Source organism: Nonomuraea deserti, from assembly GCF_004348685.1.
Taxonomy (GTDB): Bacteria; Actinomycetota; Actinomycetes; order Streptosporangiales; family Streptosporangiaceae; genus Nonomuraea; species Nonomuraea deserti.
In genome coordinates this window covers 1-19,728 of sequence record NZ_SMKO01000202.1, presented here as the reverse complement: position 1 = coordinate 19,728, position 19,728 = coordinate 1, and the positions used below count along the sequence as shown (strand labels likewise).

At 72.1% G+C, this 19,728-nt stretch carries 22 protein-coding genes and 1 riboswitch; of the genes, 10 read left to right on the top strand and 12 right to left on the bottom strand.

The features are described from left to right. Positions 1–568: 568 nt before the first annotated feature. From E1292_RS42235 to E1292_RS42225, 3 genes are all read right to left on the bottom strand, one after another. Positions 569–1,015: an SAV_6107 family HEPN domain-containing protein gene (locus tag E1292_RS42235; protein WP_132604986.1), complete on the bottom strand. Its 447-nt coding sequence runs from the start codon at positions 1,013–1,015 to the stop codon at positions 569–571. A 481-nt stretch (positions 1,016–1,496) separates the two neighbouring features. After that, positions 1,497–1,688 (bottom strand): ferredoxin, encoded by a 192-nt coding sequence (locus E1292_RS42230; RefSeq protein ID WP_132604984.1) that lies wholly within the window; start codon positions 1,686–1,688, stop codon positions 1,497–1,499. 6 nt (positions 1,689–1,694) lie between these two features. Then, positions 1,695–2,888 (bottom strand): cytochrome P450, encoded by a 1,194-nt coding sequence (locus tag E1292_RS42225; protein WP_132604982.1) that lies wholly within the window; start codon positions 2,886–2,888, stop codon positions 1,695–1,697. A gap of 96 nt (positions 2,889–2,984) precedes the next feature. Here E1292_RS42225 and E1292_RS42220 point away from each other — a divergent pair, with 96 nt between their 5' ends. Both E1292_RS42220 and E1292_RS42215 read left to right on the top strand, forming a co-directional pair. Beyond that, on the top strand, positions 2,985–3,590 hold the full coding sequence (locus tag E1292_RS42220; RefSeq protein WP_132604980.1) for a TetR/AcrR family transcriptional regulator: 606 nt from the start codon (positions 2,985–2,987) through the stop codon (positions 3,588–3,590). Positions 3,591–3,646: 56 nt separating this feature from the next. Further along, entirely contained in the window at positions 3,647–4,183 is a 537-nt protein-coding gene (locus E1292_RS42215; protein WP_132604978.1) for a hypothetical protein, read from the top strand. 10 nt (positions 4,184–4,193) lie between these two features. Here E1292_RS42215 and E1292_RS42210 read toward each other — a convergent pair whose 3' ends face one another. Beyond that, a complete protein-coding gene (locus E1292_RS42210; protein ID WP_132604976.1) occupies positions 4,194–5,066 on the bottom strand; it encodes an NmrA family NAD(P)-binding protein in 873 nt (290 codons plus the stop codon). A gap of 74 nt (positions 5,067–5,140) precedes the next feature. Here E1292_RS42210 and E1292_RS42205 point away from each other — a divergent pair, with 74 nt between their 5' ends. After that, entirely contained in the window at positions 5,141–5,530 is a 390-nt protein-coding gene (locus E1292_RS42205) for a winged helix-turn-helix transcriptional regulator (protein ID WP_132604974.1), read from the top strand. 67 nt (positions 5,531–5,597) lie between these two features. Here E1292_RS42205 and E1292_RS42200 read toward each other — a convergent pair whose 3' ends face one another. Further along, positions 5,598–6,323, bottom strand: a complete 726-nt coding sequence (locus E1292_RS42200) for a L,D-transpeptidase family protein (RefSeq protein WP_246090709.1) — start codon at positions 6,321–6,323, stop codon at positions 5,598–5,600. Between the two features lie 206 nt (positions 6,324–6,529). Here E1292_RS42200 and E1292_RS42195 point away from each other — a divergent pair, with 206 nt between their 5' ends. After that, entirely contained in the window at positions 6,530–7,006 is a 477-nt protein-coding gene (locus E1292_RS42195) for a YbaK/EbsC family protein (RefSeq protein WP_132604970.1), read from the top strand. Between the two features lie 274 nt (positions 7,007–7,280). Continuing rightward, positions 7,281–7,589 (top strand): GNAT family N-acetyltransferase, encoded by a 309-nt coding sequence (locus E1292_RS42190; RefSeq protein ID WP_342775766.1) that lies wholly within the window; start codon positions 7,281–7,283, stop codon positions 7,587–7,589. 557 nt (positions 7,590–8,146) lie between these two features. Here E1292_RS42190 and metF read toward each other — a convergent pair. Next, entirely contained in the window at positions 8,147–9,067 is a 921-nt protein-coding gene (gene metF / locus E1292_RS42185; RefSeq protein WP_132604966.1) for a methylenetetrahydrofolate reductase [NAD(P)H], read from the bottom strand. A 90-nt stretch (positions 9,068–9,157) separates the two neighbouring features. Here metF and E1292_RS42180 point away from each other — a divergent pair, with 90 nt between their 5' ends. Then, on the top strand, positions 9,158–10,225 hold the full coding sequence (locus E1292_RS42180; RefSeq protein ID WP_165975019.1) for a polyprenyl synthetase family protein: 1,068 nt from the start codon (positions 9,158–9,160) through the stop codon (positions 10,223–10,225). Between the two features lie 111 nt (positions 10,226–10,336). Here the strand turns inward: E1292_RS42180 and thiE are convergent, their stop codons facing one another. The 3 genes from thiE to E1292_RS42165 are packed head-to-tail and all read right to left on the bottom strand — an operon-like array spanning position 10,337 to position 12,554. After that, positions 10,337–10,975: a thiamine phosphate synthase gene (thiE, locus tag E1292_RS42175; protein WP_132604964.1), complete on the bottom strand. Its 639-nt coding sequence runs from the start codon at positions 10,973–10,975 to the stop codon at positions 10,337–10,339. After that, positions 10,953–11,327 carry an Rv2175c family DNA-binding protein gene (locus E1292_RS42170; protein ID WP_132510611.1) on the bottom strand — a complete coding sequence of 125 codons (375 nt, stop codon included), beginning with the start codon at positions 11,325–11,327 and terminating at the stop codon, positions 10,953–10,955. The genes thiE and E1292_RS42170 overlap by 23 nt, the downstream gene beginning before the upstream one ends. A 30-nt stretch (positions 11,328–11,357) precedes the next feature. Continuing rightward, entirely contained in the window at positions 11,358–12,554 is a 1,197-nt protein-coding gene (locus E1292_RS42165; RefSeq protein WP_246090708.1) for an NAD(P)/FAD-dependent oxidoreductase, read from the bottom strand. A gap of 59 nt (positions 12,555–12,613) precedes the next feature. Further along, positions 12,614–12,730: riboswitch (TPP riboswitch) on the top strand. On the opposite strand from E1292_RS42165, the gene thiO reads away from it, so the two are divergent. The 4 genes from thiO (at position 12,720) to pknB (ending at position 17,043) form a co-directional block, all read left to right on the top strand. Continuing rightward, positions 12,720–13,856, top strand: a complete 1,137-nt coding sequence (gene thiO, locus E1292_RS42160) for a glycine oxidase ThiO (RefSeq protein WP_132604960.1) — start codon at positions 12,720–12,722, stop codon at positions 13,854–13,856. It overlaps the preceding riboswitch by 11 nt. Next, entirely contained in the window at positions 13,853–14,053 is a 201-nt protein-coding gene (thiS, locus tag E1292_RS42155) for a sulfur carrier protein ThiS (RefSeq protein ID WP_132510617.1), read from the top strand. Before thiO ends, thiS begins: the two co-directional genes overlap by 4 nt. After that, the gene (locus E1292_RS42150; RefSeq protein ID WP_132604958.1) at positions 14,046–14,801 is read left to right on the top strand and encodes a thiazole synthase; all 756 of its coding nucleotides are present in this window, start codon (positions 14,046–14,048) and stop codon (positions 14,799–14,801) included. The genes thiS and E1292_RS42150 overlap by 8 nt, the downstream gene beginning before the upstream one ends. A 337-nt stretch (positions 14,802–15,138) precedes the next feature. Continuing rightward, entirely contained in the window at positions 15,139–17,043 is a 1,905-nt protein-coding gene (gene pknB, locus E1292_RS42145; RefSeq protein ID WP_132604957.1) for a Stk1 family PASTA domain-containing Ser/Thr kinase, read from the top strand. A 29-nt stretch (positions 17,044–17,072) separates the two neighbouring features. On the opposite strand, the gene alc is transcribed toward pknB, so the two are convergent. The 3 genes from alc to E1292_RS42130 all read right to left on the bottom strand — a co-directional run. Beyond that, complete coding sequence (gene alc, locus E1292_RS42140; protein ID WP_132604955.1) at positions 17,073–18,047, bottom strand: allantoicase; 975 nt, start codon at positions 18,045–18,047, stop codon at positions 17,073–17,075. Next, entirely contained in the window at positions 18,048–19,358 is a 1,311-nt protein-coding gene (allB, locus tag E1292_RS42135) for an allantoinase AllB (RefSeq protein ID WP_132604953.1), read from the bottom strand. Continuing rightward, positions 19,355–19,728 (bottom strand): glycerate kinase (locus E1292_RS42130; protein WP_165975017.1); only part of this gene is annotated, 374 nt, incomplete at its 5' end. The genes E1292_RS42130 and allB, both read right to left, overlap by 4 nt.

The window sequence follows — 19,728 nt, the reverse complement described above, 5'->3', positions numbered from 1 at the left end:
CCCGCTCCCTCCCCGCCGTTGACGTCCCACCTCATCACCGGCCGGACCTGGAGTCCGCCGAGTTCCGCCGCGCCCCCAGGCCACAGCCATCGCGCCGCTCGGGCGCCCGAGGCCACAGCCATCCATCTGGGGGAGCACCATCCGCCGATCCTGAGAACATGCGGAGGGTCCGGCTGAGACCATCCGAAAGGCCAGGAGACGCCCGAAGGACTGAAAGGCCCGGAGACGCCCGAAGGGCTGGAAGGCCCGGGACCACGCGGAAGGCCCGGCTGAGGGCGTCCGGAAAGGCCTGGAAACACGCGAAGGGCCCCCTGTGGCCCTGACGAGCCCGGGGAGGCGCAGGAAAGGCCTGAGGCCTCTCGAAAGCTCCGGCCGTGCCGAGACCATGGAGCGGCCTCTCGCAAGGGCACCGGCGGAGGCCTCTCGCGAGGGCGCCTGGCTGGGGCCCTTCGGCAAGGCCCGAGAAGCACACGGGCAGCCCTGGCCAGAGCCACCGGGAGGACCCGGTTCACGCCGCACCCGATCGGTCGGTGGAACCCTCTCGGAAGGGCGTATGGGTGCGGGAGCGTCAGCCTGCCAGGGGGACGTCCACGGGGAGCTGAGGCTGGCTGGGAACGCCGAGCAGGTCTTCGATGGTGCAGACGAAGGTCTCCGCCTCGGCCAGGATCTCGTCGGCGTCGGCCGCGCTGATCCCGCGGACCATGCCCGCCTCGGCGGCGGCCCGCTTGGCGGCGCTCGCCGCGAAGTAGGCGGCCCACTCGGCCAGGTGCGGCTCGGCCTCGGGCAGCAGCTCCCATGCGCTGCGCAGGCGGCGCCTGCGGCCCTCCATGGGCCGCGGGCGGGCGGCCAGGATCGCCGCCGCCGCCCTGAGGGCGGCGAGGTGGGCGGCCACATATCGGGATGCCGGGGTGCGAGCGCCGGTCGCCTCCGCCAGGCAGGAACGTGAATCGGTCAGGTGTGCCCGAACCGCAGCCGACAGCCGGGGCCCGGGCGTTTCTCTAGGCCGTGGTGCCATCTTGCGCGCCTCCTTTGGAGTCGTGGGCGGGCGGCCGGCGTTCCGCCGGTGGAGTCAACACTCGCAGACGCCACCGACATTTCCGCCGGGCCGGCCGGACGAGGAGCTTCCCCTCTCCCCGTCCGGCCAGGACACGCCCGCTCGTCTCCGCCGACGACGAGGACGTGCCCTTCGCCCGTGGAGCCTGGCCGCGGGGATCGCCAGGAAAAGCGAACAACCCGCGGCCAGGCCCAGGTGACGCTGAGCCGCGAGCCTCATCGTCACTGGATCGAACATAATTTCGATCACGTTCGGTGTCAACCGCATCCACGAACACAGGTTCGATGACCATGAACGAAACCGACCGGCTCGCCGCCGGAGCGGCGGGGAACGCACGAGGGAAAGCCCGTACGACGAAGGCAGCCGCCGCCGCGGATGCTCACGCGGCGGCGGCTCGGGTCCAGAGGGCGTCGAGACGACGCTCAGGAGGGCCAGGAGGCTGTCAGGAGGCGGAGATCGCCCCGGAGGGACAGAGGGTCACGGCGCGCCGCACGACCTCCTCCTGCCCGTCCGGCGGCGTCTGACGCAACAGCACCACCGTGCCTTCGTCCTCGCTCTGGTCGAACACCTCCGGTGCCGTCAGTGCGCACATGCCGGCACCGATGCACACCGTGGTGTCTGCCTTGATCTCCATGATGACCTACCAAGTGACAGGGAGGCGGTGCACTCCATAGATGGTCATGTCCGAGCGCATCGGCACCTCCTCGGGCGTTACCGCCAAGCGTAGGGCAGGGAAGCGACGCAGGAGCGCAGGGTAGGCGATGCGCATCTCGCCCCGCGCCAGCTGCTGGCCGAGGCACTGGTGGATGCCGTGGCCGAAGGTCATGTGACCGCCGGCGGGGCGGGTGACGTCGAGGTGCTCGCCGCCGGGGAATCGGGAGGGATCGCGGTTGACGACAGGCAGGTGGACGCCGACCATCTCCCCCTCCTTGATGAGGTTGCCCGAGATCTCGACGTCTTCCGTCGCGAGCCTGAACGGGCCGAGGTGGATGATGGTGAGGTAGCGCAGGAGTTCCTCGACGCCGTTGTCCACCACGGACGGGTCGTCGCGCATGGCGGCGAGCTGGTCGGGGTTGGTGAGCAGCGCGTACGTCCCCAGGCCCAGCATGTTGGCGGTCGTCTCGTGCCCGGCCACCAGCAGCAGGAACGCCACCCCCGTGAGCTCCTCGTCGTCGAGCTCCCCGCTCTCGATGAGCCCGCTCAGCAGGTCGTCGGCCGGCTCCTTGCGCTTGCGCTGGATCAACCCGTGCAGGTAGGCCGAGACCCGCCCGAGCGCCGCCAGCACGTCGTCGGCCTTGGTCTCCAGGTTGACCAGGATCTTGGAGTCCTCCTGGAACTGCGCACGATCCTCGTACGGCACCCCGAGCAGCTCGCAGATCACCAGCGACGGGATCGGCAGCGCGAACGCCTGGACGAGGTCCACGGTGCCGCCGGCGGCGGCCATGTCGTCCAGGCAGGCGTTGGTGATCTCGGTGATCCTCGACTCGAGAGCCTTCATCCTGCGTACGGTGAACTGCCCGGTGAGCTGCTTGCGGTAGCGCGTGTGCTCGGGCGCGTCCGTGCGCAGGAAGAACCCGCGCGGCACCCCGCGATCCCTGCGCTCCCCGACCAGGTCGAGCCTGCTGGGGATCGGCGCGTGCATCTTCTCCGGCCGGTTGCTGAAGCCGGGGTGGGCCAGCACCGCACGGGCTTCCGCGTAGCCGGTCACCAGCCAGCCGACGTGGCCGTCGGCGTACGTCATGCGGTGCATCGAGGCCTGTTGCCGCAGCTCCGCGACCTCGTTTGGCGGGTCGAACGGACGCTGCCTGGTCATGGGCAGGGTGAAGTCGGACATGTCTGTGCTCCTTTCCGAGCGACCTCTCCAGAAAACCTCATCGGTTGCAAAATTTCAACCGATGAAAACAATAAGAGCGTGCAGTATAGTTCCGGCATGGTGGGATTGCGGGAGCGCAAGAAGCAGCGCACGCGCCGGGCGCTGATCGAGTCGGCGCTCCAGCTGTTCGTCGAGAAGGGTTTCGAGGAGACCACGCTGGCGGAGATCGCCGCTGGGGCCGACGTGTCGACGCGCACGTTCTTCAGCTACTTCGCGAGCAAGGATGACGTGGTCTTCTACGACACCAACGAGCGCATGGAGCTGGCGAAGTCCATGCTGGCCCGCGCGGAGCCCGGGATGTCCCCGGCCGACCTGCTGGCCCGTCTCATCGACAACAGCCTCGCCTGGTCGAGCGCGCAGGAGGAGCTCACCTTCGAGGACGCCGAGCTGCGGCTGCGGCTCATCCTGACCGAACCGACGCTGCAGGCGCGGGCGCTGACGGTGCTGTTCGACACCCAGCTCGCGCTGGCGCGGACGCTGCACGAGACGTACGCCGACGAGCTGAGCCTGATCGAGGCCGCGGCGGCGGTGGGCGCGCTGTTCGGGTCGGTGAAGCTCGCGGTGATCGCCAACCTGGAGCACAACCGGTCGCTGGAGGAGATCTGGGACACCGCCCGCCGGGCGGCCGACGTCGCGCTGGCCGGGATGCGCTCGCTCGGCTAGCACCTCGCACACGGCTTCTGAGAGGCTGTCCCCGCTGAGGCGGGAGAGGAGAGCGCATGGCGGAAAGCCGCCGGCGGCGGCCCATCGATCTGGTCCTGCTGGCGCTGGGGCCGGTCCTGGCGGCGGCGTACGCGGCCGCCAACCACGCGGCCATCCGGGCGGCGGTGCGGGCGCAGATCACCGGCCCCGAATGGGAGGGCGGCCCGGCCGGCGCCGGCGAGATGACGGCACTGGGCGCGGACACCTGGCGGCTGACCTGGTGGACCGCCCTGTTCGTGGGGGTCGTGGCGGTCGCCTACGTCGTCATCGGCGTGCTGCTGCGGCGGCGTGGCCGGGGCCGCACGCTGCTCCTGGTGCTCTCGGGCGTCCTCATCGTCCCGTACGCGCTCGCGTTCCTCGTCGCGCTGATCAACCCGGTACGCCTCCTGGCGGGCCTGTACGACTCCCCTGACTTCGCCTCAGGGGTGCCGGGCTGGCAGGCGGGCACGGCGTTCATCGTGCTCGCGGCAGGGCTGGCGCAGACGGCCGGGCTGGCGATGGCGGCCTCGACGGGCCGGCGCGTGGCCAGGGCCGGCGAGCGGAGCACCGCGTAGGGGGCCCTGCTCAGCTCCGTATCCCGGCTCTCACCTCCGCCGCGATCAGATCGCGCACCGGACGCGGCTGCACGAACGCGGGCAGGTCGCTGTGCCGGGCCTCGAGCAGGCCGGCGTTGACGTTGGAGAAGGTCGAGAGCGTGTGCCCCGCCTGATACGCCTCCAGCCCCGCCAGCAGCGGCCGCACGTCTCCCAGCGGCACGGTGCGATACTCGACCGGCCGCCCGAGTACCCCGGCGAGCACCTGGGCGAGATCGTCACCGCCGACCGCCGCGACGCCCTCCAGCTCGTACGTCCTGCCCGCGTGCCGCCGGGGCGCGCCCGTGGCGATATCGTGCCACGCCTCGGCCGCCACGCGCACGGCCGCGGCGGCCAGGTCATCGCGGGCCACCACCGGCATCCGCCCCTGCCCGAGCGGCGCCGCGAACACCCCGCTCTCCGCCGCCGCGGCGGCACCCGCGAGCGCCAGCCCGGCCGGGATCTCGGCGTACAGGCCGTTGCGCAGCACGGTGACGTCGAAGGGCGCCCCGGCCAGCCGCGCCTCGGTCCACCGGTGCGCGAGCGCGATCGTCAGGTGCTCGCCCGACGCGGCCAGGCTGGTGTAGATCACGTGCTTGACGCCCGCTCCGGCCGCCGCCCGCACCACGACGCCGTGGCGGGCCAGCACGACGTCGTCCTCGGCGTACCCGGCCGAGACGAAGACCAGCACGTCCACGCCCGCGAACGCATCGTCCAGCGTCTCGGGGCGGTCGAAGTCGGCGTGCCGCACCGCGGCGCCGTGGCCCGAGCTGCTGGCCCCGGCCGCTTCCAGCCCGTCGACGGCCCGCAGCCCGCCGAGGATCGCACCGGCCAGCGCCCCTGACACACCCGTAACAAGAATCATCAGAACCCCTAATGTGGATCGCGGACGGACCCAGCATGGGCGCGGTCCGGCGCCCGCCGTAAGGAGGCACTCTCATGTCAGTCGCGCACACGGAGGTAACCTCCCAGGTCCACGGCCCGTGCGGGGACGACGACTGCGGGATCCGCGACGTGCTCGACCGCATCGGCGACAAGTGGACGGTTCTGGTGATGGTCGAGCTGAGCAAGGGGGTGCGGCGCTTCAGGGAGCTGCACCGGGCGATCCCCGGCATCTCCCAGCGCATGCTGACGCTGACCACGCGGCGGCTGTGCCGTGACGGGCTGGTCGAGCGGACCGCGTACGCGACGATCCCGCCGCAGGTCGAATACCGGCTGACGCCGATGGGCCGCAGCCTCGCCGAGGCCGTCGAGCGCCTGGCCGGCTGGTCGCGCGAGCACAAGGACGCCATCGAGGAGGCCCGCGCACGCTGGGACGCCGCCGATTAGGCCCAGCCCGGGTTCGCCCCGCCGGGCGGCCGTTGCGTCGGTGTCCGAGCCGGCGGCGGGGGCGGGGTCAGGCGCGCTTGAAGCGACCGCGCACGTGCACCGGCACGCCCTTGCCGAGCATGTCGGGAAGCACCTCGGCAACGTTCATCGGCATGCGTACGCAGCCGTGCGAGGCCGGGTGGAGCGGCACGGACAGCGCCCCGTGGAAGGCGATGCCGCCGTTGAAGAAGATCGGGTTGTACAGCTGGCCCAGATAGGACTTGTGCCAACCGCTGGCGCGCCACGTCGTCCGGTAGTTGCCGGTCGGCGTCGTGGCCGAGCCGCAGAAACGCTGCTGCTTGCCCTGCCACATGGCAGTCTCGCAGTAGGCGACGCCGCTGCCGGACGACACGTGGGTGATGAGCTTGGCCTCGCCCTTGACGTACATGACCATGATCTGCTTGGTCAGGTCGACCTCGGCGCGGGTCGGCTTGCCGTTCCTGGCCAGGACTCTCGGGGCCCTCGGCGTCTCCAGCGCCTCCCAGGTGCGCCTGGCGACGGTGCTGGTCGGCTTGATGCCGTTGACCTTCTGGAACGCCCACACGGCCGCCAGCGTCGTGCCGCCGTACTTCCCGTCCACCTTGCCCGGGCGGTAGCCCAGCTCGGTCAGGCGCTCCTGCATCCAGGTGACGGCCTTGCCCTTGGCGCCGAGCTTGAGCGTCTTGCGCGGCGCGGTGACGGTCGCGGCGGGGACGGCGGCGGCCGGCCCGCCCGCCGTCGCCGGTGTCGTGGTGGTCGTCGCCGGCGTCAGCACTGGTGACGACGCGTGCGTACGTTGCGGCGCCGGCGTGCCGCATCCCGAGACGATGACGGCGCCGGCCGTCAGGAGAGCAGCTACCCCGGGTAGCCGTCGAGCCCCCACCTGTACCACCTCTCACCCCAGTAACGAACGGATCAGTGGACCTTACACCACTCACCATGAATCGGTAATCAAGCAGTCATCCTGTTTAGAGTGTGTCCATGTCTGAGAAGTTGCCGGCCAATGCCGTCATTGTGGAATCAGCGCTTCGCCGGCTCGGGGTGACCGGCGAGATCGTCGTTCTGCCGGAGAAGGCCCCCACCGCCGCGACCGCCGCGGCGCAGATCGGGTGCGAGGTCGGGGCCATCGCCAACAGCCTGATCTTCGACGCGGACGGCGGGCCCCTGCTGGTGCTGACGAGCGGCGCGCACCGGGTCGACGTCGAGCTGATCGCCCGCACGGCGGGTGTCCAGCGGGTACGCCGCGCGTCGCCGGAGTTCGTCAGGGCCGCCACCGGCCAGCCGATCGGCGGGGTCGCCCCGGTCGGGCATCCGGCGCCCGTGCCGACGCTGGTGGACAACTGGCTGAGCAAGCACGAGGTGGTGTGGGCGGCCGGCGGGCATCCGCTGACGGTGTTCCCGACCACGTTCGACGAGTTGGTGCGGATGACCGCGGGCACCCCTGTGGACGTCGAGTAGTGTGCGACGGGTGATCGAGTTTCGCGGGGTGGGTCCCGCCGGGTTCGCCGAACGGCTGGAGACGGTGATCCGCATCTACACGGCCGCGATGAACCCGCCCGCGGACCAGATCGCCGGCCGCAAGACCATCATGCGAAATCATGGGACATATCCCCATTTTCAGTGTTATTTCGCTGAATTGCGTGATTCATCCCCACAGCTACCCACTTCCGAACCCCAAATCGTGGGTTTCGCGTACGGATTCCGGGGCGCGCCGGGGCAATGGTGGCATGACGTGGTCCTCCGGGCCCTGCGTGACGAGATGGGCCCGGAGGCGGCCAACGCGTGGCTCGGATTCGCGTTCGAGCTGGCCGAGATCCACGTCCACCCCGACTACCAGGGCAAGGGCGTCGGCCGGGCCATGATCAGGACACTCTGCGCCGGCCGGCCGGAACGCTCGGCCGTCCTGTCCACGCACGACCGGCCGACGGCCGCCCGCCACCTCTACGCGAGCATGGGCTTCACCGATCTGCTGACGAGGTTCGTCTTCCCCGGCGGCCACGAGGAGTACGCGATCGCCGGCCGCCCCCTGCCCCTCCCCTGACCGTCACGGCGGGACAGCCCGGCGAACCCCTTCGGGCCGGCCCTCCCGCGCCCTCCGCCGGCCCGCGGCACGGAGTCTCCGGTAGCAGGGAAAACCTTGATGACGACGTGACCTGTGGGTTTACCGCGCATGGCCGAGGGAATCATCCATGACAGAAAGTAACCGACCCTTTACTCACCGGCTACCGTCCCCCGCCCGTCACCCGCCCGGTCCCCCTGCGGGCGGGTGGCGGGCCTTCCCCGTGGTCCTCGCTGACCGGCCCGCGCCTCGAACCACGTGTCCGGCCCGCGCCGCGCCGTGACGGCGGCCCGCCCCGCGCGGGTCAGCGGGCGTCTCCCTGGAGGCCGCCGGCCCCGGCCGGCGGGTGGCGTGCCGCCGGCCGTGCCGTAACGGATGACCGCCGTGCCGGGCGGAGAGCCGCGTCAGGCGGACCGCCGCCCTCCGGCGCCGCGTCAGGCGGACAGCCCACTCCAGCACCACATCAGCGCGGACAGCCGCACCCCGGACAGTCCTTGGAACGCCTCGCGCATGGCACCGGAGCAGTGGAACGTGGCGCGTCAGGCGGACAGGCGCACTCCGGACAGCCTCTGGAACACCTCGCGCGTGGCGCTGGAGCGGTTGAACGTGATGAAGTGGATCCCCGGCGCGCCCTCGTCGAGCAGCCGCTGGCACAGCTCGGCGCCGTGCTCGATGCCCAGCCGCCGCACCGCGGCGGGATCGTCCTTGACCGCCTCGAAGCGCGCCGCCAGGCGGGGCGGGAACGGCGCCCCGGACAGCTGCTCCGAGCGCGCGATCGTGCTCATCTGCGTCACCGGCATGATGCACGGGATGATCGGCGTGTCACACCCCTGGGCCGCCACCCGATCGCGCAGCCGCAGGTAGTCGTCGGCCTCGAAGAACATCTGCGTGATCGCGTAGTCGGCGCCCGCCCGGCACTTGCGGACGAAGTAGTCGGTGTCGGACTCGATGGACGGCGAGCGCGGGTGCTTGTAGGGGAAGGCGGCCACGCCCACGCAGAAGTCGCCCGCCTGCCTGATCAGCCGCACCAGGTCTTCGGCGTAGAGCACGCCCTCGGGGTGCGGCACCCACTCGGCCGTCGGGTCGCCGGGGGGATCGCCCCGGACGGCCAGGATGTTGCGCACCCCGGCGTCGGCGAAGCGCCCCACGAGGTGGCGCAGCTCGCGGACGGAGTGGTTGACCGCCGTGAAGTGCGCCACGGGTGTGAGCGTGGTGTCGTGGGCGATGCGCTCCACGATGTCGACCGTGCGGTCGCGGGTGGAGCCGCCCGCGCCGTAGGTCACCGACACGAACGTCGGCCGCAGCGACTCGAGCTCCCTGATCGCCCGCCACAACAATCGCTCGCCCTCGTCGGTCTTCGGCGGGAAGAACTCGAAGGAGAACGACCGCCCGCCGCCGGCGAGCATGTCGCGGACGGTGGGAACACGTTCGGGGAAGAAGGAAGGTCGACCAAGCGCCATGGTCACCAGGCTACAGTGACGCGGCAGACCGGTGGCCCGGGAGACACCTGGAGATCCGGCCGGCCGCGCCCGGCCATTAGTCTCAGTGTCATGACCACTGACGCCGCCCGCATGGACGTCCTGCGCCCGCAGGTGGAGCGCTCCCTCGGAGAGTTCGTCGAACGGAAGCTGCCGGCCGGGGGCGATGCCGCCTTCGCCCCGCTGCGCACGGCCGCCGACGCGTTGCTGTCGGGAGGCAAGCGGCTGCGCCCGGCGTTCTGCTACTGGGGCTGGCGCGGTGCGGGCGGCACCGACGTCCCCGAGATCTTCACCGCCGCCGCCTCGCTGGAGCTGCTGCAGGCCAGCGCGCTCGTCCACGACGACGTGATGGACAAGAGCGACCTGCGCAGGGGGATGCCGGCCGCGCACCGCCGCTTCGAGTCCATGCACGAGCAGTCCCGCTGGCAGGGGTCGGCGCAGCAGTTCGGCGAGGGGGCGGCGATCCTGCTCGGCAACCTGCTGCTCATCTGGTCGGGCGAGATGTGGCGCACCAGCGGCCTGCCGCCCGCGTCCCTGGAGGCGGCCCAGCCGGTGCACGACCACATGCGCACCGAGCTGATGTGCGGCCAGTACCTCGACCTGCTGGAGCAGGCCAACGGGGAGAACACGTTCGAGTCGGCGCTGCGGGTGGCGCTGTTCAAGAGCGGCAAGTACTCGGTGGAGCAGCCGCTCAGGCTCGGGCTGGTGCTCGCCGGCGAGAAGCGCGCGCCCTGGATGGACGAGCTGTGCACCGGCTACGGCACCCGCGTGGGGATCGCCTTCCAGCTCAGGGACGACATCCTCGGGGTGTTCGGCGACCCTGCGCAGACGGGCAAGCCCGCGGGCGACGACCTGCGCGAGGGCAAGCGGACGATGCTCGTGGCCCGCACGCTGGCGGCCGCGTCCCCCGGGGCCGCGCAGAACGTCCGGCGGCTGCTCGGCGACCCCGGGCTGGACGAGTCCGGGGTGGCGACGCTGCGGGGGATCATCGAGGACACGGGCGCGTTGCGGGAGTGCGAGGATCTGATCGGCGACTACATGGGCGAAGCGCTGTCCGCCCTCGACGAGTCGCCGGTGACGGCCGAGGCCCGCTCCGCCCTGACCGAGCTCGCCATCGCCGCCACGTCCCGCAAGACCTGAGGCTGCGCGCACGCCCCAAGGGGTGCCGGGCGGGACGCGCGCGTGCCGTGACAACCGTGGCCGGTGGGAGGCGCCCGGGCGGGGCGCCTCCGCACGGCTGAAACGGGTCGGTCAGGGGGCCTGCAGGCGTTTGGCGAACTCGGCCGCCGCCGCCCCCGGATCGTCCGCGTCGGTGATCGCGCGTACGACGACCACCCGGCCGGCACCGTACGACATGACCTCGTCGAGGTTGGCGAGGTCGATGCCGCCTATCCCGAACCACGGCCGCGAGGCGCCGAGCGCTGCCGCGTGCCTGAGCAGCGGCGGTCCGGGCGCCGGGCGGCCGGGTTTGGTCGGGGTGGGCCAGATGGGGCCGCAGCAGAAGTAGTCGACGCCCTCCTCCACGGCCGCGGCGGACGCCTCGGCAGCGGAGTGGGTGGACCTTCCGATGACGATGTCGTCGCCGAGTATCTCTCGCGCGACCGTCACTGGAAGGTCGTCCTGCCCCAGGTGGAGCACGTCGGGCCGGGCGGCGTAGGCGATGTCCGCCCGGTCGTTGACGGCCAGGAGTTTGCCGTGCCGGTCGCAGGCGTCGCGGAAGATCTCGAGGAGCGCGAGTTCTTCGCGGGCCTCCAAGCCCTTCTCCCGCAGCTGGATGATGTCCACGCCGCCGGCCAGCACGGAGTCGAGGAACTCTGCCAGGTCGCCGCGGTCGCGGCGGCCGTCGGTGCAGAGATAGAGGCGGGCCTCAGAAAGCGAGGGCTTGGGCACGCCGCTTGACCTCAGTGTGACGGCCGGCCCGGATCGCCTCGATGGGCGACCCCGGCAGGGACTCGTCCGGGGTGAAGAGCCAGCGCAGCGACTCGACGTCGTCGTAGCCGGCGTCCTGCAACACGGTCAGCGTGCCGGGCAGGCCCTTCATCACGTCTTTTCCGTCGAGGAACACCGCGGGCACCTGAGGCCCGCCGCTGCCCCTGCGTACGCCGAGCAGCTTGTGGTCCTTGAGGAGTTGCTTGGCCCGCCCCAGCGGAAGGTCGAGGCGTGAGGCCACTTCGGGGAGCGTGAGCCACTCGTCCACGAGCTGCTCGGTCTCCCGGTCGATCTGTGCAACAGAAAGTGTCACGAAACCACAACTACCACATGGCGCGCTTGCTCAAACAACACAATCTCGTAGGGACACTTCGGGATCTACCAGGCGTTTGGCATCGATGCGTTGGCCGGAGGCGATGATTCTGCGGCCCTGTACGAGGTCTCGCGGCCGGTCGACGGCGAGCACCGCGGCGAGGGCGTCGTCGGCGGTGAGCCAGACGGCCGACCATTTTCCCTCCTGACCCGCCTTTCCCTCCGTGTCGCCACCCTCCGTGCCGCCGCGGTGGACGAGGCGTTCGCCGGCGGGGTGGTGGCCGGCGTACTGCACCATGTGCCCGAACTGCTCCGACCAGAAGTACGGCACGGGATCGTAGACGGCGTCCTCGCCGAGCAGCGTCGCGGCGGCGACGTCGGGCGCGTTGAGCGCGGAGTCCCAGTGTTCGACGCGGAGCCGGGTCTGCCAGCGGCGCGACCACCAGGCGGCGCAGTCGCCGACGGCGACGACGCCGGGCAGCGAGGCGCGCAGATGCTCGTCGGTGACGACGCCGTTGTGCAGGTCGATGTCGGCGTCGGCGAGCCACTCGACGGCGGGGCGCACGCCGATGCCGGTGACGACCACGTGGGCATCGACGAACGCGCCGCCCACCAGCCGCACGCCGCCCTCGTCCACGGAGTCGACCATGGCGCCGAGCCGCAGGTCGATGCCGTCGTACCAGGGCACGGTGCGCGCGCCGATCTCGGCGCCGACGGCGGTGGCGAGCGGCGCGGGGCCGGCCTCGATCACCGTAACCGCGCACCCGGCCCGGCGGGCGGCGGTGGCGACCTCGGCGCCGATCCAGCCGGCTCCGATGATCGCGACACGGGCGCCGGGGACGAGCATGGCCCTGAGCTCGTGGGCGTCGTCGAGGGTGCGCAGCACGTGCTGGGGGCCGTCGCCGGGAAGCCTGATCGGGTCGGCTCCGGTGGCGATGACCAGGCCGTCGTAGCCCAGCTCGCCCTCGGTCGTCTCCACGACCCCCTTGCGCAGCGACTTGGCGCTGACGCCGGGCCAGAACTCGACGTCGAGCGCGGCCAGGTCGGCGCCGACGTAGCTGTCGTCGGCCTCCCCTGACAGCACGGCCTTGGACAGGGGCGGGCGGTCGTAGGGGCGATGGCGTTCCCTGCCGACCATGGTGACGCGGCCGGTGAAGCCCCGTGAGCGCAGAGCCTCCACGGTGCGCAACCCGGCCAGTCCTGCTCCGACGACGACGACGTGGTTCACGTTGATGACCATAACGGGGGCCGTGTCCGGGCGTGACACCGAGGCCGTAGGCTGGTGAGGGTAAGACGCGCGGGAGTCCGGCCGTTACCGGGCTGAGAGGAAGGCTTGACCGGGCCTTCGACCGCAAGACACCTGATCCGGGTCATGCCGGCGAAGGGAGCGCATGTGGACGTGATCGTAGGCGGCGGGATCGTCGGGCTGTCGGTCGCCTGGCGGCTGGCCCGCTCCGGCAGGCCGGTCACCGTGGCCGACCCGGCTCCCGCCTCTGGGGCCTCCCACGCGGCCGCGGGGATGCTGGCTCCGGTCAGCGAGGTGACCTACACCGAGGCGCCGCTGCTGCGGCTGGGGATGGCCGCGCTGCGCCGCTGGCCGTCCTTCGCCGCCGAACTGGCCGAGGACGCCGGGCTCTCCGGGGCGGCCGCGCTCGATTTCCGTACGAACGGGACGCTGGACGTCGCGTTCGGCGCCGACGACCTGGCGGCGCTGGACGAGCTGGCCGCGTTCATGGAGAAGCTGCAGCTGCCGGTGGAGCGGCTGACCGGGCGCGAGTGCCGGCGTCTCGAGCCCATGCTGGCCCCCGCCGTGCGCGGCGGCCTGCTGGCTCCCGGCGACGCCTGGGTCGATCCGCGCCGCGTGACGGCGGCGCTGCTCGCCGCCCTCGACCGGCTGCGCGTCCCGCTGGTGCGGGCGCGCGTGAGCGGGTTCCTGCGCGACGACGGCAAGGTCACAGGGGTACGCCTCGCGCCCCCGGACGTCCCGGCCCCCGCCGTGGCCGATGGCGGCGTGCCGCGGCAGCTGCGGGCCGAGCGGGTGATCCTGGCGGCCGGGGCGTGGAGCGCCGGGCTGGCCGGGGTGCCGGTGCGGCCGGTCAAGGGGCAGATCATGCGGTTGAGCTCCGCCCAGCCCTTGCTCGGCCGGTGCGTACGCGGCACCGTGCACGGCTCGTCCGTCTACCTGGTCCCCAGGGGCGACGGTGAGCTGGTCGTCGGCGCCACCCAGGAGGAGATGGGGTTCGACACCAGGGTGACGGCCGGCGGGCTCTACGAGCTGCTGCGCGACGCCCGGGAGCTGGTGCCGGGCGTCACCGAGCTGGAGGTGGCCGACGTGGTGGCCGGGCTGCGCCCCGGGACGCCGGACAACCTGCCCGTCATCGGCCCGAGCGGCACGCCCGGGCTCACGCTGGCCACCGGGCACCATCGGGGCGGCGTGCTGCTGGCCCCGTTGACGACGGCCATCCTGCTGGGCGAGGAGGGCGAGCTGGCGGCGCTGTGCTCGCCAGAAAGGTTTCAGGAGACTTCATGATTGTGATGATCAATGGGACCGCGCACGAGGTGATCGACGGCACGACCGTGGCGCAGGCCGTGAGCACGTTGACCGCGGCCACCACCGGAGTGGCCGTGGCCGTGAACGACGAGGTGGTCACGCGCAGCGCCTGGGAGACGACGGCGCTCAGCGACAGCGACCGCGTGGAGGTTCTGACGGCGGTGCAAGGTGGATGATCTGATCATCGCCGGGGAGAAGTTCTCGTCCCGGCTCATCATGGGCACCGGCGGTGCCCCCTCGCTCGAGGTGCTCGACCAGGCGCTGGCCGCGTCCGGCACCGAGATGACCACGGTCGCCATGCGGCGGCTCGACCCGGACGCCCGCGGCTCCGTCCTCGACCTGCTGCGCAGGCGGGACATCGAGGTGCTCCCCAACACCGCGGGCTGCTTCACCGCGGGCGAGGCCGTGCTGACGGCGCGGCTGGCCAGGGAGGCGCTCGGCACGCCCTGGGTCAAGCTGGAGGTCATCGCCGACGAGCGCACGCTGCTGCCCGACCCGATCGAGACGTTCGACGCGGCCGAGCGGCTGGTGGCCGACGGGTTCGTGGTGCTGCCGTACATCGGCGACGATCCGGCGCTGGCGCGGCGCCTGGAGCAGGCGGGCTGCGCGGCCGTCATGCCGCTGGGCGCGCCGATCGGCTCCGGCCTGGGCATCCGCAACCCGCACAACATCGAGCTGATCGTGGAGGCCGCGTCCGTGCCGGTCATCCTCGACGCGGGCATCGGCACGGCCAGCGACGCGGCCCTGGCGATGGAGCTGGGCTGCGACGCCGTCCTGCTGGCCACGGCGGTCACCCGGGCGCAGCGGCCCGACCTCATGGCCACGGCCATGCGGGAGGCCGTGACGGCCGGGCGCCTGGCCCGCCAGGCGGGGCGCATCCCCCGCCGCCGCTACGCCGAAGCCTCCTCCCCGATGACCCCGTAGCCCCTCACCCACGGCGACCGCGCGCGGACGGCGCGCGCGGTCGCCGGAGCACCATCGTCGGCCCCGGTGACTGACACGTCCGGCCGACCGCGTGAGGGAGGCGGGCCGCGGGACGACACGCCCGGACCGCCGCGGTGGGAGGGATGGTTCGCCTCCGAGGTCTCCGGGCTCGTGCCGGGACCCGGGGACGCGGGCGCGCGGCCGACCGGTAAGGGCGTGACACCGGTGAGGCTATGTCCGCTTCCGCGGGACGGAGGACGTGCGAACGAGAACGTCTCCGCATCGGTTTCGGGCGGCCGGGCCCTGTCAGTGGCAAAACGCCCGTAAACTCAGCGGGGTGGACACGACGACTGCGGACCCCCTGGTCGGGCGGCTCCTCGATGGGCGCTATCGCATCGAGAGCCGGATCGCCCGGGGCGGTATGGCGACCGTCTACCTCGCGCTGGACATCCGGCTCGACCGGACGGTCGCGCTGAAGGTCATGCACCGCTCACTCGCCGAGGACCCGGCGTTCGTGCGGAGGTTCATCGGCGAGGCCAAGTCGGTGGCCAGCCTCTCCCATCCCAACATAGTGCACGTTTTCGACCAGGGCACCGACACCGACGTGGTCTACCTGTCGATGGAATACGTGCCCGGCCGGACGCTGCGCGACATCCTGCGCGACCGCGACCGGCTGCCGGCCCGCGAGGCGCTCGAGATCATGATCCCGGTGCTGGCCGCGCTCGGCGCGGCCCACCAGGCGGGCCTGGTCCACCGCGACGTGAAGCCGGAAAACGTTCTCATGACCGACGACGGCCGGGTCAAGGTCGTCGACTTCGGCCTGGCCAGGGCCATCGAGGCGACCAACCAGACCCGCACCGGCGTGATGATCGGCACGATCGGCTACATGTCGCCCGAGCAGGTCACCACGGGCGGCGCCGACGTGCGCAGCGACGTCTACGCAGCCGGCATCATGCTGTTCGAGCTGGTGACCGGGCAGCAGCCGTACGACGGCGAGACGCCGATGTCGGTGGCCTACCGGCACGTCCATGACACCGTGCCGGCGCCGTCGTCGTTCGTCCACGACGTGCCGCCGCTGATCGACACGCTCGTGGCGCACGCGACGGCCCGCGAGCCCGGCGACCGTCCCGCCGACGCCACCGCGATGCTGGTGGCGGCCGTCGACGCGCACCGCATGTTGCCGCGGACGACCGGCCGGCCCGCGAGCGGCCCGGTGCCGCCGCACAGCCACCGGCAGGGCACCGGCTCCGCCGCGCGGTCGCGCCCGCAGGCCGCTCCCGGGCACACGCTGATCCAGCCGCGGGCGGAGGTGCCGCAACGGAGCTCGTTCCGGCCCAACTGGTTCCTGGTGACGCTGGCCGCCGTGATGGCGGTCGCGGTGGGGCTGACCGGCTGGTACTTCTCCCAGTCCGACCCCGTCATCGTCCCCGATCTGGTCGGGAAGGACATGGCGATCGCCGAGAGGAACGCCGCCGCGCTCGGCCTCGTGGTCCGCAAGGCCGACGGCAGGCACGACGAGAAGGTGGCCGCCGGCCTGGTCCTGCGGACCGACCCGGTGGCCGAGACCGAGCTCGACAACGGCGACACGATCACGCTGGTGCCCTCGCTCGGCCCCAAGCGCGTCATCGTGCCCAACGTGGCCGGCAGGACGGAGAACGACGCCCGCGTGGCCCTCGCCGACGCGGGGCTGACCGTCGACTCGGTCAAACGCCTGGCCAACGAGGAGGTCGAGCGCGACAAGGTGATCCGCACCTCGCCGCAGGTCGGCGAGAAGGTGAAGGAAGGCGCCAAGGTCGACATCTTCGTCAGCGCCGGGCTGGTCATGCCCGACGTGGGCGGCATGCCGAAGGACGAGGCCGCCGCCCATCTCGGCGGGCAGGGCTTCCAGGTGCAGGTCAACGAGGTCGACGACGACGCCGAGCCGTGCACGGTCATCGCCCAGGAGCCCAAGGCGAAGACAGAGGTCGACAAGGGCGCCCAGGTCATGATCACGGTGGCGCGCTGCCAGACGGACTTCTGGGACTGGTTCGGCGGCCGCGACGGCGAGGCCCGCGACGACCGGCACTTCAGCGTGGTGCCGGGGGTGCTCGGCAAGGAGATCAAGGACGCCAAGAACGAGTTACAGGCGCTCGGCTTCCAGGTACGGGTGCAGCGGCTGGTCAACGCCGGCGTGGTGAAATACCAGCGGCCGCTGCCCAACAGCGAGCGCCCGTCGGGGAGCACGGTCTACCTCTGGCAGTGAGTGCCGGGCCCCACCGGCCCCGGGCGCGGTCAGGACAGGTGGCCGTGGAGGCGGACCCTGGCCAGACCGCCGTCCGGGTAGATGTCGACCCTGACGTGGGTGACCGGGCCGGGGTGGTGCAGCCTGAAGCGGTGCGGGGTGTCGGGCTGGAGCCTGGTCCTGGGCAGCAGCACGGCCTCGCGCTCCCCGTCGATCCCGGTGAGCGCGACCGCGCCGGGCGCGTTGAACAGAAGGTTCGTGGTGTCGATCTCGGCCAGCTTGACGACGCCACGGCCGGCCAGCCGGATCACCAGCCAGTCGTTGCCCTCGTCCCGGCGGCGCGCGGTCTCCCAGCCCTCCGCCTGGTGGCGGGCCAGGCCGGGGGCGATGACGTTGTTGGGGGCGGAGTAGAAGTCGTCGGAGCAGGCGGTGACGAGGCCGCCGTTCGCCAGGGCGGCCAGGTCGAGGCCGAGGCCGTCGTAGACGGACAGGTCGGGGCGGGCCTCGCCGTGCACGCGCAGGCGGGCGACGCCCCCGTCGGGGTGGATGTTCAGGCGGACGTGCGTGTAGCGGGTCTCGTCGGCGACCTGGAACCGGTGTTCCGCGTCGCCCTTCAGCCCGGCCTTCGGCACGATCTCGTTCCATGGGGCGGCCAGCAGCTCGTCCGGGGACGGGTGGCCGTCGACGGCGGCGGCCTCGACGGAGGCGTACGGCGGGTAGTTGCCCTTGAACCAGGCCGTGTCGATCACCACGGCGCGGATGACGCCGGGAACGCCCAGGCGGACGAGGGCCCAGTCGTGGCCCGGCTCGCGCCTGCGCCGGGTCTCCCACCCGTCGTACACCTGCCCCTTGTTGCCGAAGGTCTCCGCCTGGAAGCCCGGCCGACCCGTCCTGATCAGGCTCTCCTTCTCGGCGAACGACTCGTCGCTCGCCGCCACCACGGAGCCGCCGAGGGTGCGCCCAGCAAGATCGGGTAGGGCGAGGTCGGGCAGGTTCGGGCCGGGCGGGGTGTCGGAGTGTGACATCTACTGCTCTCCCAACAGGAGCCGTCCGCAGGGCTCGCCGTCCACCGGCCGGCCGCGCAGCCAGGTGGTCAGGACGGCGCCCTTGAGGGTGCGGCCGTGGTAGGGGGTGACGGGGTGCCTGTGGTGCAGGAGGGCGGCGTCGACCGGGCCGGTGGCGACGGGGTCGAAGGCCACCAGGTCGGCATCATTGCCCGGCTTGATGCTTCCTTTTCCCGATATTTCTGCCAGCGCGGCGGGGTTGGCCGACATCCAGCGGACCACGTCCGCCAGCCCGAACCCCCTGCGCGACGCCTCCGTCCAGACCGCGCGCAGCCCGAGCTGGAGCGAGGCGATGCCGCCCCAGGCGGCGGCGAAGTCGGGCGCCTTCAGCTCGGCGGGCGACGGCGAGTGGTCCGACACGACACAGCTCAGCACGCCTCTCCTCAGACCGTCCCACAGCAGGTCGCGGTTGGCCTCCGAGCGGATGGGCGGGCAGCACTTGTACGCGGTCTCCCCGTCGGGCACCTGCTCGGCGGCCAGCGTCAGGTAGTGCGGGCAGGTCTCCGCCGTGACGGCCGCGCCGCGGGCCTGGGCCTCCTCCAGGACGTCCAGGCAGGCGGCGCTGGAGACGTGCAGGATGTGAACCCTGGCCCCGGTCTCCCCGGCCAGCCGGACGACCTGCTCGACGGCGCTGCGTTCCGCCTTGTCCGGCCGCGAGTCCAGGAACTCCCGGTACGTCGGGCCGGACGGCTCGCCGAGCAGCGCCGGATCCTCGGCGTGCACCACCATCACCCCGCCGAACCCGGCGATCACCACCAGAGCCCGCCGCGCCTCGGAGACGCTGAGCGGCGGGAACTCCTCCACACCCGACGGCGACATGAAGCACTTGAAGCCGTGGACACCGCGCTCGCGCAGCGGCGCCAGCTCCTTGACGTTGCCCGGCACCGCTCCGCCCCAGAACCCGACGTCCACCTGGCACTGGCCGGCGGCGGCACGCAGCTTGGCCTCGAAGGCCCCGACGTTCACGGTGGGCGGAAGCGAGTTGAGCGGCATGTCCAGGATCGTGGTGACGCCTCCGGCGGCGGCCGCCCGGGTCGCCGAGGCGAACCCCTCCCAGTGTGTGCGTCCCGGCTCGTTGACGTGCACGTGCGTGTCGACCAGGCCGGGGAGCAGGGCCAGGTCGCGCAGGTCGATGTCCTCGGCGGCGTCGAGCGGTGCCGCGTGGTCGTACAGGGCGACGATCTTCTCCCCGCGCACGGCCACCGCGGCCGCCCGCTCGCCCTCGGGGGTGACGGTCCTGCGGGATCGTACGACGAGGTCGAACCCGGTCATCCGGCGCCTCCCCGGAGACGGTCGGCGGCGAGCCGGGCGGCGAGGCGTTCGAGCAGCGGGCCCGCCTCGGCCATGCAGCGGTCCTGGTCGGGCTCCAGGTCGGTCAGGGCGTAGGCGGCCTCGATGCCCGCCGCCTTCAGCTCGGCGTCGGAGAGGGTACGGCGGCCGCAGACGGCGACGACGGGGACCCCCGCCCTGGCCGCGGCCTGGGCCACGCCGATCGGCGCCTTGCCGCGCAGCGACTGCTCGTCCAGCGACCCCTCACCCGTGATCACCAGCCGCGCGTTCCCGACCAGCTCGCCGAACCCGAGCAGGCCGAGCAGGTAGTCGATGCCGGGCCGCAACTCCGCGTGCAGGAACGCCAGCGCGG